19 protein-coding genes are annotated in these 20053 nt (G+C 71.2%); 7 read left to right on the top strand and 12 right to left on the bottom strand.

Going from position 1 to position 20053, the window contains the following annotated elements:
• Positions 1 to 859: 859 nt before the first annotated feature.
• Positions 860 to 1885: an ATP-dependent 6-phosphofructokinase gene (locus tag JNW98_RS15310; protein ID WP_004950879.1), complete on the bottom strand. Its 1026-nt coding sequence runs from the start codon at positions 1883 to 1885 to the stop codon at positions 860 to 862.
• 286 nt (positions 1886 to 2171) lie between these two features.
• Here JNW98_RS15310 and pta point away from each other — a divergent pair, with 286 nt between their 5' ends.
• The 3 genes from pta (at position 2172) to pyk (ending at position 7062) form a co-directional block, all read left to right on the top strand.
• Complete coding sequence (gene pta / locus JNW98_RS15315; RefSeq protein ID WP_223768766.1) at positions 2172 to 4268, top strand: phosphate acetyltransferase; 2097 nt, start codon at positions 2172 to 2174, stop codon at positions 4266 to 4268.
• Positions 4269 to 4312: 44 nt separating this feature from the next.
• Complete coding sequence (locus JNW98_RS15320; RefSeq protein WP_223768767.1) at positions 4313 to 5542, top strand: acetate kinase; 1230 nt, start codon at positions 4313 to 4315, stop codon at positions 5540 to 5542.
• Between the two features lie 95 nt (positions 5543 to 5637).
• The gene (pyk, locus tag JNW98_RS15325; protein WP_223768768.1) at positions 5638 to 7062 is read left to right on the top strand and encodes a pyruvate kinase; all 1425 of its coding nucleotides are present in this window, start codon (positions 5638 to 5640) and stop codon (positions 7060 to 7062) included.
• A 65-nt stretch (positions 7063 to 7127) separates the two neighbouring features.
• Here the strand turns inward: pyk and JNW98_RS15330 are convergent, their stop codons facing one another.
• The 4 genes from JNW98_RS15330 to JNW98_RS15345 all read right to left on the bottom strand — a co-directional run bounded on the left by JNW98_RS15330 (position 7128) and on the right by JNW98_RS15345 (position 11338).
• Complete coding sequence (locus tag JNW98_RS15330; protein WP_223768769.1) at positions 7128 to 8519, bottom strand: hypothetical protein; 1392 nt, start codon at positions 8517 to 8519, stop codon at positions 7128 to 7130.
• Positions 8520 to 8531: 12 nt separating this feature from the next.
• On the bottom strand, positions 8532 to 9011 hold the full coding sequence (locus tag JNW98_RS15335; RefSeq protein WP_223768770.1) for a DUF6114 domain-containing protein: 480 nt from the start codon (positions 9009 to 9011) through the stop codon (positions 8532 to 8534).
• Between the two features lie 140 nt (positions 9012 to 9151).
• Positions 9152 to 9790, bottom strand: coding sequence for a DUF6230 family protein (locus tag JNW98_RS15340; protein ID WP_223768771.1), 639 nt, complete (start codon positions 9788 to 9790; stop codon positions 9152 to 9154).
• A 582-nt stretch (positions 9791 to 10372) separates the two neighbouring features.
• Positions 10373 to 11338 (bottom strand): tetratricopeptide repeat protein, encoded by a 966-nt coding sequence (locus JNW98_RS15345; protein ID WP_223768772.1) that lies wholly within the window; start codon positions 11336 to 11338, stop codon positions 10373 to 10375.
• 207 nt (positions 11339 to 11545) lie between these two features.
• Here JNW98_RS15345 and JNW98_RS15350 point away from each other — a divergent pair, with 207 nt between their 5' ends.
• Positions 11546 to 12199, top strand: coding sequence for a TetR/AcrR family transcriptional regulator (locus JNW98_RS15350; RefSeq protein ID WP_223768773.1), 654 nt, complete (start codon positions 11546 to 11548; stop codon positions 12197 to 12199).
• Positions 12200 to 12213: 14 nt separating this feature from the next.
• Here the strand turns inward: JNW98_RS15350 and JNW98_RS36170 are convergent, their stop codons facing one another.
• The gene (locus tag JNW98_RS36170) at positions 12214 to 12825 is read right to left on the bottom strand and encodes a TetR/AcrR family transcriptional regulator (RefSeq protein ID WP_308015612.1); all 612 of its coding nucleotides are present in this window, start codon (positions 12823 to 12825) and stop codon (positions 12214 to 12216) included.
• A 57-nt stretch (positions 12826 to 12882) separates the two neighbouring features.
• Here JNW98_RS36170 and JNW98_RS15370 point away from each other — a divergent pair, with 57 nt between their 5' ends.
• On the top strand, positions 12883 to 13374 hold the full coding sequence (locus tag JNW98_RS15370; RefSeq protein ID WP_223768774.1) for a DUF1453 domain-containing protein: 492 nt from the start codon (positions 12883 to 12885) through the stop codon (positions 13372 to 13374).
• 54 nt (positions 13375 to 13428) lie between these two features.
• Here JNW98_RS15370 and JNW98_RS15375 read toward each other — a convergent pair whose 3' ends face one another.
• From JNW98_RS15375 to JNW98_RS15400, 6 genes are all read right to left on the bottom strand, one after another.
• The gene (locus tag JNW98_RS15375; RefSeq protein WP_223768775.1) at positions 13429 to 14601 is read right to left on the bottom strand and encodes a serine hydrolase domain-containing protein; all 1173 of its coding nucleotides are present in this window, start codon (positions 14599 to 14601) and stop codon (positions 13429 to 13431) included.
• A gap of 116 nt (positions 14602 to 14717) precedes the next feature.
• Positions 14718 to 16418, bottom strand: a complete 1701-nt coding sequence (gene icmA / locus JNW98_RS15380; RefSeq protein ID WP_223768776.1) for a coenzyme B12-dependent isobutyryl-CoA mutase large subunit — start codon at positions 16416 to 16418, stop codon at positions 14718 to 14720.
• 256 nt (positions 16419 to 16674) lie between these two features.
• Positions 16675 to 17016: a DUF3817 domain-containing protein gene (locus JNW98_RS15385; protein WP_223768777.1), complete on the bottom strand. Its 342-nt coding sequence runs from the start codon at positions 17014 to 17016 to the stop codon at positions 16675 to 16677.
• 158 nt (positions 17017 to 17174) lie between these two features.
• Entirely contained in the window at positions 17175 to 17699 is a 525-nt protein-coding gene (locus tag JNW98_RS15390) for a MarR family winged helix-turn-helix transcriptional regulator (RefSeq protein ID WP_223768778.1), read from the bottom strand.
• A gap of 192 nt (positions 17700 to 17891) precedes the next feature.
• The gene (locus JNW98_RS15395) at positions 17892 to 18185 is read right to left on the bottom strand and encodes an MTH1187 family thiamine-binding protein (RefSeq protein WP_223768779.1); all 294 of its coding nucleotides are present in this window, start codon (positions 18183 to 18185) and stop codon (positions 17892 to 17894) included.
• Positions 18182 to 18526, bottom strand: a complete 345-nt coding sequence (locus JNW98_RS15400) for a DUF3817 domain-containing protein (RefSeq protein WP_223768780.1) — start codon at positions 18524 to 18526, stop codon at positions 18182 to 18184. Before JNW98_RS15400 ends, JNW98_RS15395 begins: the two co-directional genes overlap by 4 nt.
• A 220-nt stretch (positions 18527 to 18746) precedes the next feature.
• On the opposite strand from JNW98_RS15400, the gene JNW98_RS15405 reads away from it, so the two are divergent.
• Complete coding sequence (locus JNW98_RS15405) at positions 18747 to 19385, top strand: AIM24 family protein (RefSeq protein ID WP_223768781.1); 639 nt, start codon at positions 18747 to 18749, stop codon at positions 19383 to 19385.
• Entirely contained in the window at positions 19385 to 20035 is a 651-nt protein-coding gene (locus JNW98_RS15410) for an AIM24 family protein (protein WP_223768782.1), read from the top strand. Before JNW98_RS15405 ends, JNW98_RS15410 begins: the two co-directional genes overlap by 1 nt.
• The last annotated feature ends 18 nt before the right edge of the window (positions 20036 to 20053 follow it).

Here is a 20053-nt window from a genome sequence, read left to right on the forward strand (position 1 = left end):
CCCGCGCGGGGGGGGCGTGAAGAAGCGGCGTGCGGCGCCCGGGTGACTCCGGGCGCCGCGCGCCGCTTTCACGCTCCCCCTCAACGGCCGTTCCAGGCAAGGCCGTTGCGATAGCGTACGGATCAGCGCTGCACACGCGCCCCCCTTCTCGAGGGACCCGCATACGTCGGGGTCCTCGTCCGGGAGGTCCTCCACGGGCTTCCACGGGCGGGGAGTCCGAACCAGGGCCCCCTCCGGAGCGGTCACCGGTCCTCTGACCGCGCACCGATGAAGGGGGGCGCCGTGGGGCGTCACCGCAAAAAGCCTCTGCACGAGCGGATCGCGGCAGTGATCCGGGAGTTCTGGAGGTGGCTCAACGAACGGTGACCGCCAGTCCTCCGAACAGGTGAGGACTGACGGTCAACAAGCCGTCCGTTGAGGGCGGTGTCGGCTCTCGTCTCGGAGATCGGCCGGGGCGAGGGCCTCTTTTCGGTTGTACTGCGACGGCACGGCCGCCGCTTCGGTGACCGCCAGTCCTCCGACCAACTGAGGACTGACGGTCAACAAGCCGTCCGCTGCGGGCGGTGTCGGCTCTCGTCTCGGATGACCGCCGAGGCGAGGGCCTCTTTAGGTTGTGCTGATCCGAATGAAGGGGGCACCTCGCCCAGGAAGACTCGTGGGCGAAGTTGTGGGGCGTCCCCGGCCCAGAGATTCCGGACTCCCAGGGCCACCAGCACTCTAGCGCCCCCGCGACACACCGTAAACGCCGCCACGTCAAGCGCCGTACCCGCCAACCCCCGTACGAGGGAGGCGGGAAGCCGCGCCCCGCGTCAACCGCCGACCGGCGAGCCGGCTCAGCCGATCACTGGCCCGGCACCGGTCAGAAGACCGACTCCGCCTCGTCCATCCGGTCCTCCGGCACCCGCTTCAGCTCGGTGATCGCGTCCGCCAGCGGCACCATCGTGATGTCGGTGCCGCGCAGCGCGGTCATCTTGCCGAAGTCGCCGCGGTGCGCGGCCTCGACCGCGTGCCAGCCGAAGCGGGTGGCGAGGACGCGGTCGTACGCCGTCGGGGTGCCGCCGCGCTGGACGTGGCCGAGGATGACCGGGCGGGCCTCCTTGCCGAGGCGGCGCTCCAGCTCGCCCGCGAGCTTGGTGCCGATGCCGGCGAACCGCTCGTGGCCGAACTGGTCTATGGCGCCCTTCTTGTAGTCCATCGTCCCGTCGGCCGGGTGCGCACCCTCGGCGACGCAGATGACGGCGAACTTCTTGCCGCGGGCGAACCGCTCCTCCACCATCTTCACCAGGTCGGCGGGGTCGAAGGCCCGCTCGGGGAGGCAGATGCCGTGGGCGCCGCCGGCCATGCCGGACTCCAGGGCGATCCAGCCCGCGTGCCGGCCCATGACCTCGACGACCATCACGCGCTGGTGGGACTCGGCGGTGGTCTTCAGCCGGTCGATGGCCTCGGTGGCGACGCCGACGGCCGTGTCGAAGCCGAAGGTGCGGTCGGTGGAGGAGATGTCGTTGTCGATCGTCTTGGGGACGCCGACGACCGGGAGCCCGGCGTCCGACAGCATCCGGGCCGCAGTGAGCGTGCCTTCGCCGCCGATGGGAATGAGGACGTCGATGCCGTGCTCACGGGAGAAGTCCTTGGCGTTCTCACACGCCTCGCGCAGCCGGGCGCGCTCCAGCCGGGCGGAGCCCAGGATGGTGCCGCCACGGGCCAGGATGCCGCTCACGGCGTCGAGGTCGAGCTTCCGGAACCGGCCGTCGAGCAGGCCCTTGAAGCCGTCCTCGAAGCCGATGACCTCGTCACCGTGCTCCGTGATGGCACGGTGCACCACCGAGCGGATGACGGCGTTCAGGCCGGGGCAGTCGCCGCCCGCGGTGAGGACTCCGATGCGCATCGTGCTGTGTCTCCTGCTGGTTCTGGTGGTCGCTAGTGGGACCTGTGAGCCGGACCCGATTGTTCCACGGGCCTGCCGGGCCCGCCGCGCTCGCACGGGCGGCCGTCAACGCACATTAACCAACACACTGACGATCTTCCGCCGAGCCTCTCGCCTTCCGCCTGACGAGCGCCTTATCCAGGGTCGCAGGTATTGTCAAGAGGGCAAGACCACCCTAACGGGTAATTTCACAAGCCGAACAAACGCCACCCGAACAGCACACGGCCATGGAGCAAGGAGAGCACGCGTGACGCGCAGCGTGTACGTGACCGGGACCGACCGCGGCGACGGACGCCAGGTCATCGAGCTGGGAGTCATGGAGCTCCTCACCCGCCAGGTGGACCGGGTCGGGGTGTTCCGCCCGCTCGTCCACGGCGACGGGCCGGACCGCCTCTTCGACCTCCTCCGCACCCGCTACCGGCTGGAGCAGTCACCCGAAAGCGTGTACGGCCTCACGTACGCCGAGGCCGCCGCCCTCCAGGCCGAGAAGGGCACGGACGAGCTGGTCTCCCGGCTCGTCGAGCGCTTCCACGCCGTCTCCCGGGAGTACGAGAACGTCCTCGTCCTCGGTACCGACTTCATCGGCAGCAACCTGCCGGACGAGCTGGCGCTCAACGCCCGGCTGGCGAACGAGTTCGGCGCCTCCGTGATCACCGTCGTGGGCGGCGGCGGCCAGGCCGCCGAGGCCGTCCGCGCCGAGGCCCGCAACGCCTTCCGCGCCTACGAGGCGCTGGGCTGCGACGTCGTCGCCCTGGTCGTCAACCGGGTGGCCCCGGCCGACCGCGAGGCCATCGCCGAGGGCCTGGCGTCCGGCCTGCCGGTCCCCTGCTACGCGCTCCCCGAGGACGCCTCGCTCTCCGCGCCGACCGTCGCGCAGATCGTCCGCAAGCTGGGCGCCGAGGTGCTGCTCGGTGACGACGCCGGGCTCAACCGGGACGCCAAGGACTTCGTCTTCGGCGGCGCCATGCTCCCCGTCTTCCTCCCGGCCCTGACCGACGGCTGCCTGGTGGTCACCCCCGGCGACCGCGTCGACCTGATCGTCGGCGCCCTCGCCGCGCACAGCGCCGGCGCCCCCTCGATAGCCGGCGTGCTCCTCACCCTGGACGAGCGGCCGGGACCGGACATCCTGGCGCTGGCCGGCCGGCTCGCCCCCGGCACCCCGGTGATCTCCGTGCCCGGCGGCTCCTTCCCGACCGCGGCCGAGCTGTTCGCCGTCGAGGGCAAGCTCGACGGCTCGTCGCCGCGCAAGGCGGAGACCGCCCTCGGCCTGTTCGAGCGGCACGTGAACACCGCCGAGCTCACCGAGCGCATCGCCGTCGCCCGCTCCGGCCGCGTCACCCCGATGATGTTCGAGCACGAGCTGATCGAGCGCTCCCGCTCCGCCCGCCGCCGCGTCGTCCTCCCCGAGGGCACCGAGGAGCGGGTGCTGCGCGCCGCCGACGTGCTGCTGCGCCGCGACGTCTGCGACCTCACCCTGCTGGGCGAGGAGGACGTCATCCGCAAGCGCGCCGCCGAACTGGGCATCGACCTGGGCGAGGCGCAGCTCATCGACCCGCAGAAGTCGCCGCTGCGCGAGCGCTTCGCCGAGATCTACGCGGCGGCCCGCGCCCACAAGGGCATGACGGTGGAGCTGGCCCACGACGTCGTCGCCGACGTGTCGTACTTCGGCACGCTGATGGTGCAGGAGGGGCTGGCCGACGGCATGGTCTCCGGCGCGGTGCACTCCACCGCCGCGACCATCCGGCCCGCCTTCGAGATCATCAAGACGGCGCCGGGCGCGCAGATCGTCTCGTCGGTCTTCTTCATGTGCCTGGCCGACCGGGTCCTCGTCTACGGCGACTGCGCCGTCAACCCGGACCCCAACGCCGAGCAGCTCGCGGACATCGCCATCCAGTCCGCCGCCACGGCGACGCAGTTCGGCGTGGAGCCGCGGATCGCGATGCTCTCGTACTCGACTGGCACCTCCGGCTCCGGCGCGGACGTGGACAAGGTGCGCCGGGCGACCGAGCTCGTCCGCGAGCGCCGTCCCGACCTGCTGGTCGAGGGCCCGATCCAGTACGACGCGGCCGTGGACGCCGCCGTCGCCGCCACCAAGCTGCCGGGCTCCGAGGTGGCCGGAAAGGCGACCGTCCTCGTGTTCCCCGACCTGAACACGGGCAACAACACGTACAAGGCCGTGCAGCGGTCGGCCCACGCGGTCGCGGTCGGCCCGGTCCTGCAGGGTCTGCGCAAGCCGGTCAACGACCTGTCGCGCGGCGCGCTCGTCCAGGACATCGTCAACACGGTCGCCATCACGGCCATCCAGGCCCAGGGCGACCAGCGCGGCGACCGCGTCGAGCCGTGATCCCCGCCCCGCCCTCCGCCGTTCCCCCCACCACGGAAAGCCCCATGACTGCCAACGCCCAGGCCACCTCCCGCGCGACCCGCGTCCTCGTCCTCAACTCCGGCTCGTCCTCGCTGAAGTACCAGCTGCTGGACATGGCCGACGGCGCCCGGCTCGCCGTCGGGCTCGTCGAGCGCATCGGCGAGGACTCCTCGCGGCTGGCCCACACCCCGCTGGCGACCGGCGGCACCAAGCGCGAGATCACCGAGCGGATCGCCGACCACACCGCCGCGCTCCAGGCCGTCGCCGCCGAGCTGGCGGCGGACGGGCTCGGGCTGGACTCCCCCGAGCTGGCCGCGATCGGCCACCGCGTGGTGCACGGCGGCAACCAGTTCACCGAGCCGACGCTGATCACCGACGAGGTGCTGGCGGAGATCGAGCGGCTGATCCCGGTCGCCCCGCTGCACAACCCGGCCAACATCACCGGCATCCGCACCGCCCAGGCGCTCCGCCCGGACCTGCCGCAGGTCGCGGTGTTCGACACGGCGTTCCACACGACGATGCCGGAGCACGCGGCGCGCTACGCGATCGACGTGGCCACGGCGGACGCCCACCGGGTGCGCCGCTACGGCTTCCACGGCACCTCGCACGCGTACGTCTCGCGGGAGACGGCGAAGCTGCTGGGCAAGGACCCGTCCGAGGTCAACGTGATCGTCCTGCACCTGGGCAACGGCGCGTCCGCGTCCGCCGTCCAGGGGGGCCGCTGCGTGGACACCTCCATGGGCCTCACCCCGCTGGAGGGCCTGGTCATGGGCACCCGTTCCGGTGACGTCGACCCGGCGGTCATCTTCCACCTGGCCCGCAACGCGGGGATGTCCGTCGACGAGATCGACTCGCTCCTCAACAAGAAGAGCGGTCTGATCGGACTGTGCGGCGACAACGACATGCGCGAGATCCGCCGGCGGATCGACGAGGGCGACGAGGCGGCGCGGCTCGCGTTCGACATCTACGTGCACCGGCTGAAGAAGTACATCGGCGCCTACTACGCGGTGCTGGGCAAGGTCGACGCGATCGCCTTCACGGCGGGTGTGGGCGAGAACGCGGCGCCCGTGCGGGAGGCCGCCGTGGCCGGCCTGGAGGAGCTGGGCCTGGCCGTGGACGCGGAGCTCAACGCGCAGCGCGGGGACTCGGCGCGACTAATCTCCCCGGACTACGCCCGGGTCGCCGTCGCGGTCGTCCCGACCGACGAGGAGCTGGAGATCGCCACCCAGGCATACGCCCTGGTCAGCGCCTGATCCCCACGGAGCCGGGGGTTCCGCCCCCGGCTCGCCCCTGTCACTTCCCACAGCTCGAATATTCCGCTCCGAAACAAACCGATAGGATCTGCCCCATGCGCCGTTCCAAAATCGTCTGCACCCTGGGCCCCGCCGTCGACTCCTTCGAGCAGCTGAAGACGCTGATCGAGGCCGGTATGAACGTGGCCCGCTTCAACATGAGCCACGGCAGCCACTCGGAGCACGAGGAGCGGTACCACCGCCTCCGCAAGGCCGCCGAGGAGACCGGCCGCGCGGTCGGCGTCCTGGCCGACCTCCAGGGCCCGAAGATCCGCCTGGAGACCTTCGCGGACGGCCCGGTGGAGCTGGTGCGCGGTGACGAGTTCACCATCACGACGGAGGACGTCGCCGGCGACAAGACGATCTGCGGCACCACCTACAAGGGCCTGCCCGGCGACGTCACCAAGGGCGACCAGGTCCTGATCAACGACGGCAACGTCGAGCTGCGCGTGACGGAGGTCGACGGCCCGCGGGTCAAGACCATCGTCATCGAGGGCGGCGTCATCTCCGACCACAAGGGCATCAACCTGCCCGGCGCGGCCGTCAACGTCCCGGCGCTGTCCGAGAAGGACATCGAGGACCTGAAGTTCGCGCTCGCGATGGGCTGCGACATGGTCGCGCTGTCCTTCGTCCGCGACGCCAAGGACGTCCTCGACGTGCACCAGGTGATGGACGAGGTCGGCCGTCGCGTCCCGGTGATCGCCAAGGTCGAGAAGCCGCAGGCCGTCGAGAACATGCACGAGGTCGTCATGGCCTTCGACGGTGTGATGGTGGCCCGTGGCGACCTGGCGGTGGAGTACCCGCTGGAGCGCGTCCCGATGGTGCAGAAGCGCCTCATCGAGATGTGCCGCCGCAACGCCAAGCCGGTGATCGTCGCGACCCAGATGATGGAGTCAATGATCACCAACTCGCGTCCGACCCGCGCCGAGGCGTCCGACGTCGCCAACGCGATCCTGGACGGCGCGGACGCGGTCATGCTCTCCGCCGAGTCGAGCGTGGGCGCCTACCCGATCGAGACCGTCAAGACGATGTCCCGCATCGTCGAGGCGGCCGAGCAGGAGCTCCTCTCCAAGGGCCTCCAGCCGCTCGTCCCGGGCAAGAAGCCGCGCACCCAGGGCGGTTCGGTGGCCCGCGCCGCCGCCGAGATCGCCGACTTCCTGGGCGGCAAGGCCCTCGTCGCCTTCACCAAGTCCGGCGACACCGCCCGCCGCCTGTCCCGCTACCGCGCGGCCCAGCCGATCCTGGCCTTCACCACGGACGCCGCCACCCGCAACCAGCTCGCCCTGAGCTGGGGCGTCGAGACGTACGTCGTCCCGCACGTCGACAACACCGACGCCATGGTCGACCTCGTCGACGCCGAGCTCCTCAAGCTCAAGCGCTACAACGAGGGCGACACCATGATCATCACCGCCGGCTCCCCGCCCGGCGTCCCGGGCACGACCAACATGGTCCGCGTCCACCACCTGGGCCGCGAGAACTGACCCGCGCCTGAACGGCTGTGGCCGCCGCCCCTCGGGGCCGGCGGCCACAGCCGTTTCCGGCTCCGCTAGGGGTACACCCCGTCCGTGACGTAGACGCGCATGTTGGGGATGGTGAGGTTGCCGCCGAACTGGCCCGCCTGGCGGATCTTCACGTCGGTGAAGAAGATCGGGATGGGGAGCTTGAGGCCCGGTATGAGCGGGGGCGGGTGTTCGGCGGTGTAGTCGGCGGCGAAGAGGGGGAGGGTGCTGCCGAGGAGCTTGCCCTTCAGCTGCTCGGTGTACATCGTCACGCGGCCGCCGTCGACCGTCGAGGTCTTGCCCGGGCCGGACTGGTGGTAGATCCTCTTCCGGTCGTTGACCAGGGCGTGCAGGTCGTCTATCGCCAGCTTGTCCGCGGAGAACTTGAGGACGGACTTCTTCTGTCCGCCCGCCGTGACGACCTCCTTGACCCCCTCGTAGGTCAGACCGGTCAGCGTGAGCCGGTTCGCCTCCAGGAACCAGGGGTTGTCGGCGAAGGCGGCCTGCCCCTTGTCCGACTGCCGGTTGGGGAGCGGGCAGGGTGGCGGCGTCTTCGTGTCCGTCGCGCCGGGGGACGGGGTGCCCGACGGGCCCGACGGGGTCGAGCCCGGGGTCGGGGTCTTGTCGTCGTCCGGCTCGGTGGAGGGCTTCGTGGTGGCGGAGGGGGCGGTGGGCGGCGCACCGGTGGGGCCCGTCTCCTTCTTCCTCCTCGTCTCCTCTGCCTTCTTTCCGGCGCGGTCCGGGCTCTTCCCGGGGCGAGGCGTTGCCGAAGGCGCCGGGGTGTCCGTGGTGCCCGTACGGTCCGGCGACGGGGTGGTCGTCGGGGTCGGGGACTTGGTCGCCTCCGGGTCGGGCAGCCGCGGTAGATCCGGCAGGGGCGGCAGCGGCGGGATCGGCGGCACGGGCAGCTTGCCCTTGTCCGGTACGGCCGGCGGGTCCGGCGTCGGGTCGGCGGTGGGCTTGGGAGCGGGCTTCCCGGTCTCGGCCGGGGTGTCGTCCTTCCCCTCGTCAGGGGTCGGCTTTCCGCCGGTGTCCGGCTCGTTCGTCGCCCCGCCCTTGTCGTCGTCCTTGCCCTTGCCCTTGTCCTTGTCCTTCTCCTTGCTCTTGCCCTTTTCCTTCGCGGCGTCTTCGTCCGGGCTCGGCGTGGCCGTGGGCGAATCCGCCGTGGGCGTGCCGGGCGTAGGCGTGTCCGGCGTGGGCGTCCCATCCGGCTTCGTCACGCAGAACGCATCGCCGAACGGACTGGGCGCACCCGGCTTGGCCGTGGCCAGCTGGGGCGTGAAGCCCATGCCCATGAGCACCGCGGTCGGCATGGCCGCCAGTGCGACCGCCTTCCCCGCGGGCATGTGCAGGCGCGCCAGCAGAGGCTTTCTGGGCGCGGCGTGGCGCGGGCCCGCTCTCGGGCAGTCGCGGTCGCGCGCTTCGTCGTCAGTCGCCACGGTGGCTCCTGTTCATTCCTTCACCAGCGACGGGCCGGACGGGATCGGGAGGTCCGGCGGCTCCTCCTCCGAGGCCTCCACGGCCTCCGGCAGCGGCCGGGCCGGCGCCCAGGCGACGGCGAGCGCGCCGCCCAGCATCGCCGGGACGATCCCGAGCAGGAACGCGCCGAAGTTGGAGACGACGAGCGAGACGATCCCGAGCAGGATGGCCGCGACGCCCGAGAAGACGCGGGAGTGCTTCTGGAACCACATCGTCAGACCGAGGACGACGAGCAGGATCCCGATGATCAGTGAGCCCGCGCCCGCCGTGGTGGACAGCCGGATGCTCAGCTCGCCGAACTTCAGGGCCTGGTACGGGATGTACATGATCGGCACACCGGCGAGCATGGTCCACAGACCGGCCCAGAATGGGCGTTCACCCCGCCAGGTCCGGAACCTGCGGCGCGGGCCGCCCTTGTCGGCCGGCTGTGGTGGCGTCGTGTCGGCGCTCATGGTGGACAGCTCCTCGAACTGGCGATTGGTGCTTGGGTGAGCCCCCGGTGGGCTCCCGTCCCGCGCTCCCCGCGATCACGAGTGCGCGCGGCACGGGCACGGGAACCCGTGCGGTCCCCGCCCCCGGCCGTTCCCGTGTGCTACTCGCCGGGCTTGCACACCTGCTCGTCCATGCTGATGTTCATCCTGAGGTCAGGCAGGGTGAAGGAAGCGGACGATGTGGCCCATGCCTTCTGGTCCACGTTGTCGAACTCGACGGTCTCGGCCTGTTGGGCGAAGGAGTTCGGAACCGACTTCTTCACGTCGCCGGGGTTCTTCCCTGGTCCCTGGGTCATGTGGTCCGACGACACACCGATGTCGATCTTGTTGAACTGAGCGTTCCCGACCTTCATCTCGTTGGCGTCGAGGTACAGCTGCTTCGCGTGGACCTTTTTGCCCCCGCCGCCCGCCTTCAGCTTGAGGCCCACCGTCCCGAACGGCGTGGGGACGTTGACCGCCTGACAGAGCTTGGTGATGTCGGCGTCGTTCATGCCGACGACCGCGACCGGCTTGTGGTCCTTGGCCTTCGGGTCCGTGTCCTCCATGGCGCCGTACTGGCCGAAGCCCTCGCCGTGGATGTGCTTGGCCGTGATCTGGAACTGCTGACCGGAAACCTGGAACGACGCCGCCAGCGCACCCTGCGCGATCGCCATCGTGACCGCCGCCGCCGCGCCCACACTCGGGACCATGACGACCGCGAACCGCTTCCATCTGGTCCCACCGCGTGCCTGGGACTTCATGACTTGCCTCCTTCTCGGACGTACACCCCCGGCACGGGCCGACGACCCTGGCCCGGGGTGGGAGACGTGCTACGTCCTCGGGAAGCGGAGCGCCGTCGCCTGCGGTGGCACCCAACGCCAAGCCGCGACCGAAACACCGGCGATCACCCCCGAGCGACAACCACGTGGCCACGCGTGCGCGCAACCTCCGGGACAGGCCCCGTCGTTGGCGGCGGGGACCCCCCTGTCCCACGGCCGGCGGCGCAGCCGCCGGTCGTCCCGGTGGGGACCCGGCTCCCGTGCGCCGGCCGGATGCCGGACCGCGGTGCCGGACCGGGTTGCGCCGATCGTGGTCGATTCCGGGGCGAGGCACAAGAGGTTCATTACTTGCGAGTAACGCGCGGATAACCTCTGGGAGTCCGACCCACGACGGGCGGGTACGGGGAGTGAGCGGCGTTCCGCCGAGAAGATGGCGGCATAACGGGAAAAACCCGGGCGGAAGCCCGGGTTCCCCTTACCGCAAGTAACTACGGTCGCATTTATAAAGATTTGATATACCGCGACCGGTGTTTCGTTTGTGACAAGCGTGTGCCGACGAACCGTTCAGAACAGCGCCCGCGACAGCGCCGTACGCGCCGCCGTCACCCGCGGATCGTCCGGGCCGATGACCTCGAACAGCTCCAGCAGCCGGACGCGCGCCGCGTCGCGGTCCTCGCCGGCCGTCCGCCGGATGACGTCGATCAGCCGGCCGAACGCGTCCTCGACGTGCCCGCCGACCAGGTCGAGGTCGGCCGCCGCGATCTGCGCCGGGACGTCACCCGGCGCGTCGGCCGCGGCCTTGCGCACTTGCTGGGCGTCCATGCCCTGGACCCGCCGCAGCAGCTCCGCCTGGGCCAGACCCAGCTTGGCCTCGACGTTGCCCGGGTCGTCGGACAGCACGTTCTTGTACGCCTGGACGGCACCGCCCAGGTCGCCCCGGTCGAGCGCGTCGTGGGCCGCGCCCAGCGCCGCGTCGTGCGGCCCGGCCGGACGCACCGGCGCCTGCGCCTCGTCCTCGGCACCCGGCGCCACCGGCGCGCCGACGATGCCGAACTGCTGCTCCGCGACCTGCACGAGCTGGTCGAGCACCTGGCGGATCTGCGCCTCGGGCGCCGCGCCCTGGAACAGCGGCAGCGCCTGGCCGGCCACGACCGCGAAGACCGCCGGGATGGACTGGACGCCGAACTGCTGGAACAGCCGCTGGTTGGCCTCGACGTCCACCTTGGCCAGCACGAACCGGCCCGCGTACTCGCCGGCCAGCCGCTCCAGCACCGGGCCGAGCTGCTTGCAGGGCTCGCACCAGTCGGCCCAGAAGTCGATGACGACCGGCACCTCGGCCGACCGCTGGAGCACCTCGTGCTCGAACGACGCCTCGTCGACGTCGAGGACCAGGCGCCCCGCGCCCGCGGGCACACCGCCCTGGCGGGCCGCCTCGGCCCGCACCTGCTCCGCCTTCTGCTTGGCTTCCCCGGCCGCCTTCACCGCGGCGAGGTCGACCACTCCACTCATGGACATGTTCCGTGGCTGCATGGGCCCATCCTCCCCCTTCCGCGCGGCGATCGGAAAAGTACGCAGCGGTACACAGCGAATTCGACGCCGGGTCCCCACCTGGCGTCCGTGGTTGTCGCTCACTCTTTCGCTACGACTCGTAGCGTAACTGGAACCCCCGCACCGCGGCAGGGCGCCTCCCGTGATCTGGCTCATACCGACGCGGCTACTCGGCGGTAAGGTCGCCGCATGACGTCCGCCCCGCAGCCCCCCGCACACCGCGCGAGCGGTCGCACGGGCCGCCCCCGCAGCGCCGAGGCCGACCGCGCGATCCTCGACGCGACCCGCGCCGCGCTGGTCGAACTCGGGTGGGGCAAGCTGACAATGGGCGACGTCGCCGCCCGCGCCGGGGTCGCCAAGACCACCCTCTACCGACGCTGGGCCGGCAAGAACGCCCTCGTCGTCGACGCCGTCGCCGACCTCTTCGACGAGCACCTCGACCTCCCCGACCTCGGCAGCCTCCAGGCCGACATCGAGGGCGTCGTCCTCCGCTTCGCCGCCCTCCTCGACCGGCCCGAGACCAAGACGGCCCTGATGGCCGTCGTCGCCGAGTCCACCCGCGACGAGGCCCTCCGCGAACGCATCCGCTCCGCGATCGTCGAACGCCAGAAGGGCCTGGTGCTGCTGGGGCGCGAGCGCGCCCAGGCGCGCGGCGAGCTCCCCCGCGAGGACGAACCCGCCGTCGCGGCGCGTACCGCGGACCTGATCTTCGACGTGATCGCGGGCGCGGTCGTCCACCGGACGCTCGTCAGCGCGGAGCCCGTGGACGGGGAGTGGGCGCGGGGGTTCACCGCCCTCCTCATCGGGGGGCTCGCCTCGGCGGGCGCGGCACCGCCGGTGTAGGGCACACCCCGAAGTCAGCCGCCGAGGGTGTCCAAGTGCCGTCCCAGCACCCGGCGGAGCAGCTCGGGCGGGTAGCGGTCCGGCAGCAGCGTCGCCTGGAGGGTGAGACCGTCGAGGAGGGCAGCCAGCCGCGTGGCCTCCAGTTCGACGTCCAGGGCGTCCGGCAGCCCGCCGGCGCGCCGGGCCTCGTCCAGCACCCGCGCCATCAGGGCGTGCAGGCCGGCCTGCAGTTCGGCGGCGCAGGGCCGCAGTCGGGGGCGGGTGTGCGCGGCGGCGCTGAAGGCGAGCCAGAGCGCGCACTCCTGACGGCGGGCCTCGTCCAGGGGGAGGAACTCGGCCAGGAGTTCCTCCGTCCCGGCCCGGCGGTCGATGCCGCCGCCAGGGGCCAGGAGCCGCTCGGCGTGGGCGCGGATGCGGTCGCCGATGCGCCGGCTCAGCTCCCGCATCGCGAAGGTCACCAACTCGTCGTGGTCGGCGAAGTAGTGGCGGACCGAGCCGACGGCGAGTCCGGCCTCCTCGGCGACGTTGCGCAATGACGCGTTTTCCAGTCCGTGCCGGGCGGTGACGGACAGGACGGCCTGCGCCACCGCCCTCCGACGGGCCACGGGGTCGACGATCTTCGGCACCTTGGCTTTATAGCACGGTCGAGCTAGCATTTTTTTTAGCGCACTCATGCCACAAAGATGGGCGGTACCCACGTGAACCCCTGGCTGCTCGCCGCGATCATCGCGGCGGTGGTGATCGCGGTCGTGATCAAACGGATCATCGGCGAACCGGTCAGCGTGAAGGACCTCTTCGCCGCCCCGGTGATCCTGATCGTGATCGGCAGCGTGTCCCTCGCCAAGAAGTCGGACCTCACCGGCACCGACCTCACCTGGGTCATCACGGGCACCGTCCTCGGCGTGGCGCTCGGTGCCCTCCGGGGCGCCACCATCCGGCTGACTGACAAGGGAGGGTTCCTGTGGCAGCGGTACGACGGCCGCACCTTCCTGACCCTGATCGGCACCCTGGCGGTCGCGGCCGGCTTCAACGTCCTGGCGGTGGCGATGGGCCTGCACGAGGAAGCCCGGCCGCTCCAGCTGTCCATCGGCGCGAGCTTCCTCGGCGAGTCCCTGGTGGTCGGTTGGCGGGGGCTGGCCTCGGGGATCCCCTTCGCCCCCGCCCGTACGCGCTGAGCCCGTACTTCAGGGGCCCGTACTCCAAGAGGCCGTACTTCAGGAGGCCGTACTTCAGGAGACGAGCAGCCCCTCTTCAGGCAGCCCCTCCAGACACTCCTTGACCGCCGCCACCAGTCGCCCCGCCCGCTCGTCGCCCTCGCCGATCATGCGGTTGGCGACGTAGCCGAAGCCGACGCCGAACTCGTCGTCCGCGAAGCCGAGGTGGCCGCCGGCGCCGTCGTGGCCGAAGCTGCGCGGGCCGAGCATGGGGACGACGGGCGGCGAGTCGAGGTGGAAGCCGACGCCCCAGCGGACGCCCAGGTCCGGGAAGCCGGACCAGGAGGCGCCGGAGGTCTGCGGGCGCAGGGCGGCGTCCACCGTCTCCTCGGTGAGCAGCCGGGGTTCGCCGTCGATCCCGGTGACCGCCGCCGCGTACGTCCCGGCGAGGCCGCGGGCGGTGGAGACGGCGCCGGTGCCGGCGATCTCGGCGGTCAGGAAGTCCTTGGAGTTCCAGCCGCGCGGGTGGTCGAGGCCCGGGAAGACGAAGGCGCCGTTCATGGTGAGGATGCGGGTGAAGAGGTGGTCCGGGTCGGGGAGGGCCGGTGGCTCGCCGTCGTACGCGAGCCGGGCGAGGCCCTCGTACTCGTCCTCGGGGAGGCCGATCCAGGTGCGCAGGCCCAGGCCGTCGGCGACGGCGGAGCGGAAGTACGCGCCGGGGGTGAGCCCGGTGATCCGCCGGACCAGCTCGCCGGCCAGCCAGCCGATGGTGTGGCCGTGGTACTCGTGCGCCGCGCCCGGCTCCCAGAGCGGCTTCTGTTCCTCCAGGGCGCGGACGACCGGGGTCCAGGCGGTGATCTCCGCGAAGGACGGGCTCGCGTCGAGGACGGGGAGGCCGGCCCGGTGGGCGAGGATCATGCGGGCGGTGATGCCCTCCTTGCCGTTCCGGGCGAACTCGGGCCAGTAGCGCGCCACCGGGGCGTCGAGGTCCAGCAGGCCCCGCTGGACGAGGAGGTGGACGCAGAGGGCGAGGACGCCCTTGCCGGCGGACATCACCGGAACGGCGGTCTCCGCCACCCAGGGGCGGCCGGTGCGCTCGTCCGCGGTGCCGCCCCAGAGGTCCACGACCTTGCGGCCGCCGTGGAAGACCGTGACGGCCGCGCCGAGTTCGGTGGTCTCCGCGAAGTTCCGCGCGAAGACGTCCGCGACGGCCTCGAAGCCCGCGTCCACGTGTCCGTCGTACTGCATTTCCCGTTCCCCCGAGTCGTGCTTCGGCGCAGGTCAGAGCACCTGCGCCACGATCGATGCCCGGTCACCCTAGCGGGCGGTGACCGGGCGTTCGAACGTATTTACCGGGGGTGGGTTCAGAAGCCCGCCGGCTCCGTGTACGTCCCCCATTCGTCCCGCAGCGCGTCGCAGATCTCGCCGAGCGTGGCCTCGGCGCGGACCGCGTCCAGCATGGGCCCGATCATGTTGGAGCCGTCGCGGGCCGCGGTCAGCATGGCGTTCAGGGCGGCGGTGACGGCGGCGTCGTCGCGGGCCGCCTTGCGGTCGGCCAGGACGCGGACCTGCTCGCGCTCGACCTCGTGGCTGACGCGCAGGATCTCCAGGTCACCGGTGACCGAGCCCTCGTGGCAGTTGACGCCGACGACCCGCTTGTCGCCCTTCTCCAGCGACTGCTGGTAGCGGAAGGCGCTCTCGGCGATCTCGCCGGTGAACCAGCCGTCCTCGATGCCGCGCAGGATGCCGGAGGTGATCGGGCCGATGGGGTGCTTCCCGTCGGGGTGGGCGCGCAGCCCGCGCTCCTTGATCCGGTCGAAGATCTTCTCGGCGTCCGCCTCGATGCGGTCGGTGAGCTGCTCGACGAACCACGAACCGCCCAGCGGGTCCGCGACGTTGGCCACGCCCGTCTCCTCCATCAGCACCTGCTGCGTGCGCAGGGCGATCTCGGCGGCCTGCTCGCTGGGCAGCGCCAGGGTCTCGTCCAGGGCGTTGGTGTGGAGGGAGTTGGTGCCGCCGAGGACGGCGGCGAGGGCCTCCACCGCCGTGCGGACGACGTTGTTGTACGGCTGCTGGGCGGTGAGCGAGACGCCGGCGGTCTGGGTGTGGAAGCGCAGCCACTGCGCCTTGTCCGTCTTGGCGCCGTAGACCTCCTTCATCCACCGGGCCCAGATCCGGCGCGCCGCACGGAACTTGGCGATCTCCTCGAAGAAGTCGAGGTGCGCGTCGAAGAAGAAGGACAGGCCGGGCGCGAAGGTGTCCACGTCCAGGCCGCGGCTCAGCCCCAGCTCCACGTAGCCGAAGCCGTCGGCCAGGGTGTACGCGAGCTCCTGGGCGGCCGTGGCCCCCGCCTCGCGGATGTGGTAGCCGGAGACGGAGAGCGGCTTGTAGGCGGGGATGGCGCGGGTGCAGTGCTCCATCAGGTCGCCGATCAGGCGCAGGTGCGGCTCGGGGCCGAACAGCCACTCCTTCTGGGCGATGTACTCCTTGAAGATGTCGGTCTGGAGCGTGCCGTTGAGGACGGCCGGGTCCACGCCCTGGCGCTCGGCGGCGACGAGGTACATGCAGAAGACCGGCACGGCCGGGCCGCTGATCGTCATGGAGGTGGTGACGTCGCCGAGCGGGATGTCCTTGAAGAGGACCTCCATGTCGGCGGCCGAGTCGATGGCGACGCCGCAGTGGCCGACCTCGCCGAGCGAGCGCGGGTCGTCGGAGTCGCGGCCCATCAGGGTCGGCATGTCGAAGGCGACCGAGAGACCGCCGCCGCCCGCGGCCAGGATCATCTTGTAGCGCTCGTTGGTCTGCTCGGCGTTGCCGAAGCCGGCGAACTGGCGGATGGTCCAGGTGCGGCCCCGGTAGCCGGTGGCGTGCAGACCGCGGGTGAAGGGGTACTCACCGGGCCAGCCGATGCGCTCGAAGCCCTCGTAGGCGTCGCCGGGGCGGGGGCCGTAGACCGGGTCCACCGGGTCGCCGGACAGGGTGGTGAAGTCGGCGTCCCGCTTGCGCGCCGCGTCGTAACGGGCCTGCCAGCGACCGCGTCCCGCTTCGATCGATGCTGCGTCCATGGTGGTGCCGTCCGCCTCTCCGCGCTCCCGCGCGCCCCGCGCGGGCCTCGACCGCCGGGCGGCCCCCGTCGTCGCGGCCCGTCCCGGGGACGTCGAATTTACTAGGACGTCCTAGTAAATCGTCGCGCAAGAAGGCCCCGGACACAAGGGGCGTCCGGGGCCGTCCGTTCGGAAGGTGCCGCTCCGCCGCCGGGCGGGGGCCGGGCAGGAGCCCGCGCGGCGGTCAGGGGGCGGTCAGGCGTCGGTCAGACCGCGGTCACGCGGCGGGGGACGGCGCGGGCGCCGCCTCGGCGAACAGGGGCTCCAGCTCGCGGGTGACCTTGCGCTCGACGAAGAAGGCGGCCGTCGGGATGGTGCCCGCCAGCAGGATCCAGGCCAGCCGGCCGAAGGGCCACTTGGCCTTGGAGCCCATGTCGAAGGCGAAGACCAGGTAGAGGACGTAGAGCCAGCCGTGGGCGATGGCGACGACCCGGAGGGGGCCGGCCACACCGTCCATGTCCAGTCCGTACTTGGCGATCACGCCGATCGTCAGCAGGACCAGCAGCACGCCGGTGATGTAGGCCAGGGCACGGTAGCGGGTCAGGACGGAGCGCTTCATGGGGGAGAGCGTAACGGCACCATCCGGGGCGATCTTCGCCGCCCCTGGGCTGTCCGAAAGGGCCCTGGTGGGAGGGGGCGAGGCGTGTCGCGCGGGCCCGTCGAAGGGCGTCGGGGCGGCCCTGTCCGGCCGCGGACCCGCCAGCCGCCACGGACTCGTCAGCCGGCCGCGGCCTCGTCCTCCGTGAAGTCCGACGCCGCGACCCGCAGCGGCCGCAGGATCCGGAAGATCTCCGCACACTCCTCCGCGCCGTACACGCCCAGCCCGAAGTCCATCGCCATCAGGTCCTGGGTCGCCGACTCGACGACCTCGCGCCCCTTGTCGGTGATCGACGCGAGCGTGCCGCGGCCGTCCCGCGGGTTGGGGCGCTTGTCCACGAAACCGGCCGTCACCAGGCGGTCCACCGTGTTGGTCACGGACGTGGGGTGCACCATCAAGCGCTCACCGATCTTGGACATCGGGAGCTCGCCGGCCTTGGAGAAGGTGAGCAGCACCAGCGCCTCGTAGCGCGCGAACGTCAGCCCGTACGGCTTGACGACGGCGTCGACCTGGCCGAGCAGGATCTGGTGGGCCCGCATGATCGAGGTGATCGCGGCCATGGAGGGCACCGCACCCCAGCGCCGCTCCCACAGTTCGTCGGCGCGGGCGATGGGGTCGAAGGGCAGGCTGAGCGGCTTGGACACGGCACGAGCCTATCGCCCGGTCATATCGCGGGCGGCCTCGTCCCGCACTTCGGACACGGCATGGCATGGCATGGCATGGCATGGCATGGCATGGCATGGCATGGCATGACGCGGCACAGCACAGCACAGCACGACGCGGCACAGCACGGCACGGCGCCGTACGGCGATACGGCGCCGCACCGTGCCCGCGCGTCAGGACGCCAGGTGGCGTTCCACCGTCTCGACCTTCTTGGTCAGGCCGTCGGTGACGCCCTGGCGGATGTCGGCCTTGAGGACGAGCGAGACCCGGCCGCAGCGGGCCTCGACGGCCTGGACGGCGCGCTTGACGACGTCCATGACCTCGTCCCACTCCCCCTCCAGGGAGGTGAACATGGCGTCGGTGCGGTTCGGCAGGCCGGATTCCCGGACGACGCGCACCGCTTCCGCGACGTCCGCGCCGACGTCCTCACCGGCGCCGATCGGGGTGACGGAAAAGGCGACGATCACGCGCCGACCACGCCTTCCTTGCGGGCCCGGGCGGCCATGACGCTCGCCTCGGCCTCGCGGCGGAGCTTGCGGTCGGCGAAGAAGCCGCCGAGCGGGAGGACGGAGAGGACGAAGTAGAGGACGGCGGTCTTCGTCTCCCACTTGGCCCGTTTCCAGGCGTCGACCCAGAAGATCACATAGGTGAGGAACAGGAAGCCGTGCACCATGCCCATCGTCGGGACGGCGTTGAAGCTGGTGGTCCGCTTGAGGACCGCGCAGACGAGCAGCAGCAGGAACGACGTGGCCTCGGGCGCGGAGATCAGCCGGAGCCGGCGCAGAGCGGAGGCGGTCTTGAGGTCCACGGGTGAGCACCCTTTCCGTCGGGAGTGGCGGGACGGTCACGCACTGCAGCGATCTTGTGAGTGCGTTCACAAGTTCTGACCATTGTTGCAGTTACCGCCGACACCCCCGGCTCCGGGTGGTGTTCGACCCCATACCAGGGGTCTTATCAGGGACGACTCCGGGGCCTCTCCGGGACCGGGGGCCTGTCGGAGCGGCGCCGGCGCCCGCTAGCTTCGAGGGGTGGCACAGTTTCGGCTCCAAGGGAGCAAAGTCCTCGCCGTCGACATGGCGGGCGACGCGGTCAAGGCCAAGAACGGGGCCATGGTCGCGTACGAGGGCGACATGACATTCAAGAAGATGACCGGCGGCGGTGACGGCCTGCGCGGCATGGTCACGCGCCGGATCACGGGGGAACAGATGACGGTCATGGAGGTGAAGGGGCACGGCACCTGCTACTTCGCCGACCGGGCGAGCGAGATCAACTTGGTGAACCTCCAGGGCGAGACCCTGTACGTGGAGGCGTCCAACCTGCTCTGCACCGACTCGGCGCTGCGCACCGGCACGTCGTTCACCGGCCTGCGCGGGGCGTCCCAGGGCAACGGCCTGTTCACGACGACCGTGGAGGGCACCGGCCAGGCGGCGATCCTCTCCGACGGCACGGCGATCGTGCTGCGGGTGACGCCGCAGACGCCGCTGTCGGTCGACCCGGGGGCGTACATCGCGCACACCGGCGGGCTCCGGCAGCACTTCCAGTCCGGCGTCAACTTCCGGACGTTCCTGGGCGAGGGATCCGGCGAGGCGTTCCAGATCCGCTTCGAGGGCGACGGGCTGGTGTACGTGCAGCCGAGCGAGCGCACCACGATCGGGGGTGACGTCTGATGCCGTTCCGTTCACTGAACTCGCGGATGGTCGAGGCCCAGGTGCTCCCGGGGCAGCGGCTGTTCAGCCAGCGCGGGGCGATGCTCGCCTACAAGGGCGAGGTCTCCTTCACGCCCAGCATCACGGGCGGCCAGGGCGGCGTCATGGGGATGATCGGCCGCCGGATCGCCAACGAGGCCACGCCGCTGATGACGGTGGAGGGCAGCGGCACGGTGATGTTCGGACACGGTGGGCACCACGTCCATGTGATCGAACTGAGCGGTGACACCCTCTACGTGGAGGCGGACCGGCTGCTGGCGTTCGACGGTTCGCTCCAGCAGGGCACGATGTTCATGGGGTCGCAGGGCGGCGTGATGGGCATGGTGCGCGGTCAGGTGACGGGCCAGGGTCTGTTCACCACGACCCTCAAGGGGCACGGCGCGGTGGCGGTGATGGCGCACGGCGGCTTCATCGAGCTGCCGATCCAGCCGCAGCGGCCCGTGCACGTCGACCCTCAGGCGTACGTCGCTCACCGCGGCGACGTGCGGAACAAGCTGTCGACGGCGATCGGCTGGCGGGAGATGATCGGCCGCGGTTCGGGCGAGGCGTTCCAGCTCGAACTGTCGGGCAGCGGCACGGTGTTCGTGCAGGCGTCGGAGGAGAAGCTTTGACCACTCCCTCGGCCGGGG

Origin of the sequence: Streptomyces huiliensis (assembly GCF_020037025.1) — a bacterium.
Taxonomy (GTDB): Bacteria; Actinomycetota; Actinomycetes; order Streptomycetales; family Streptomycetaceae; genus Streptomyces; species Streptomyces huiliensis.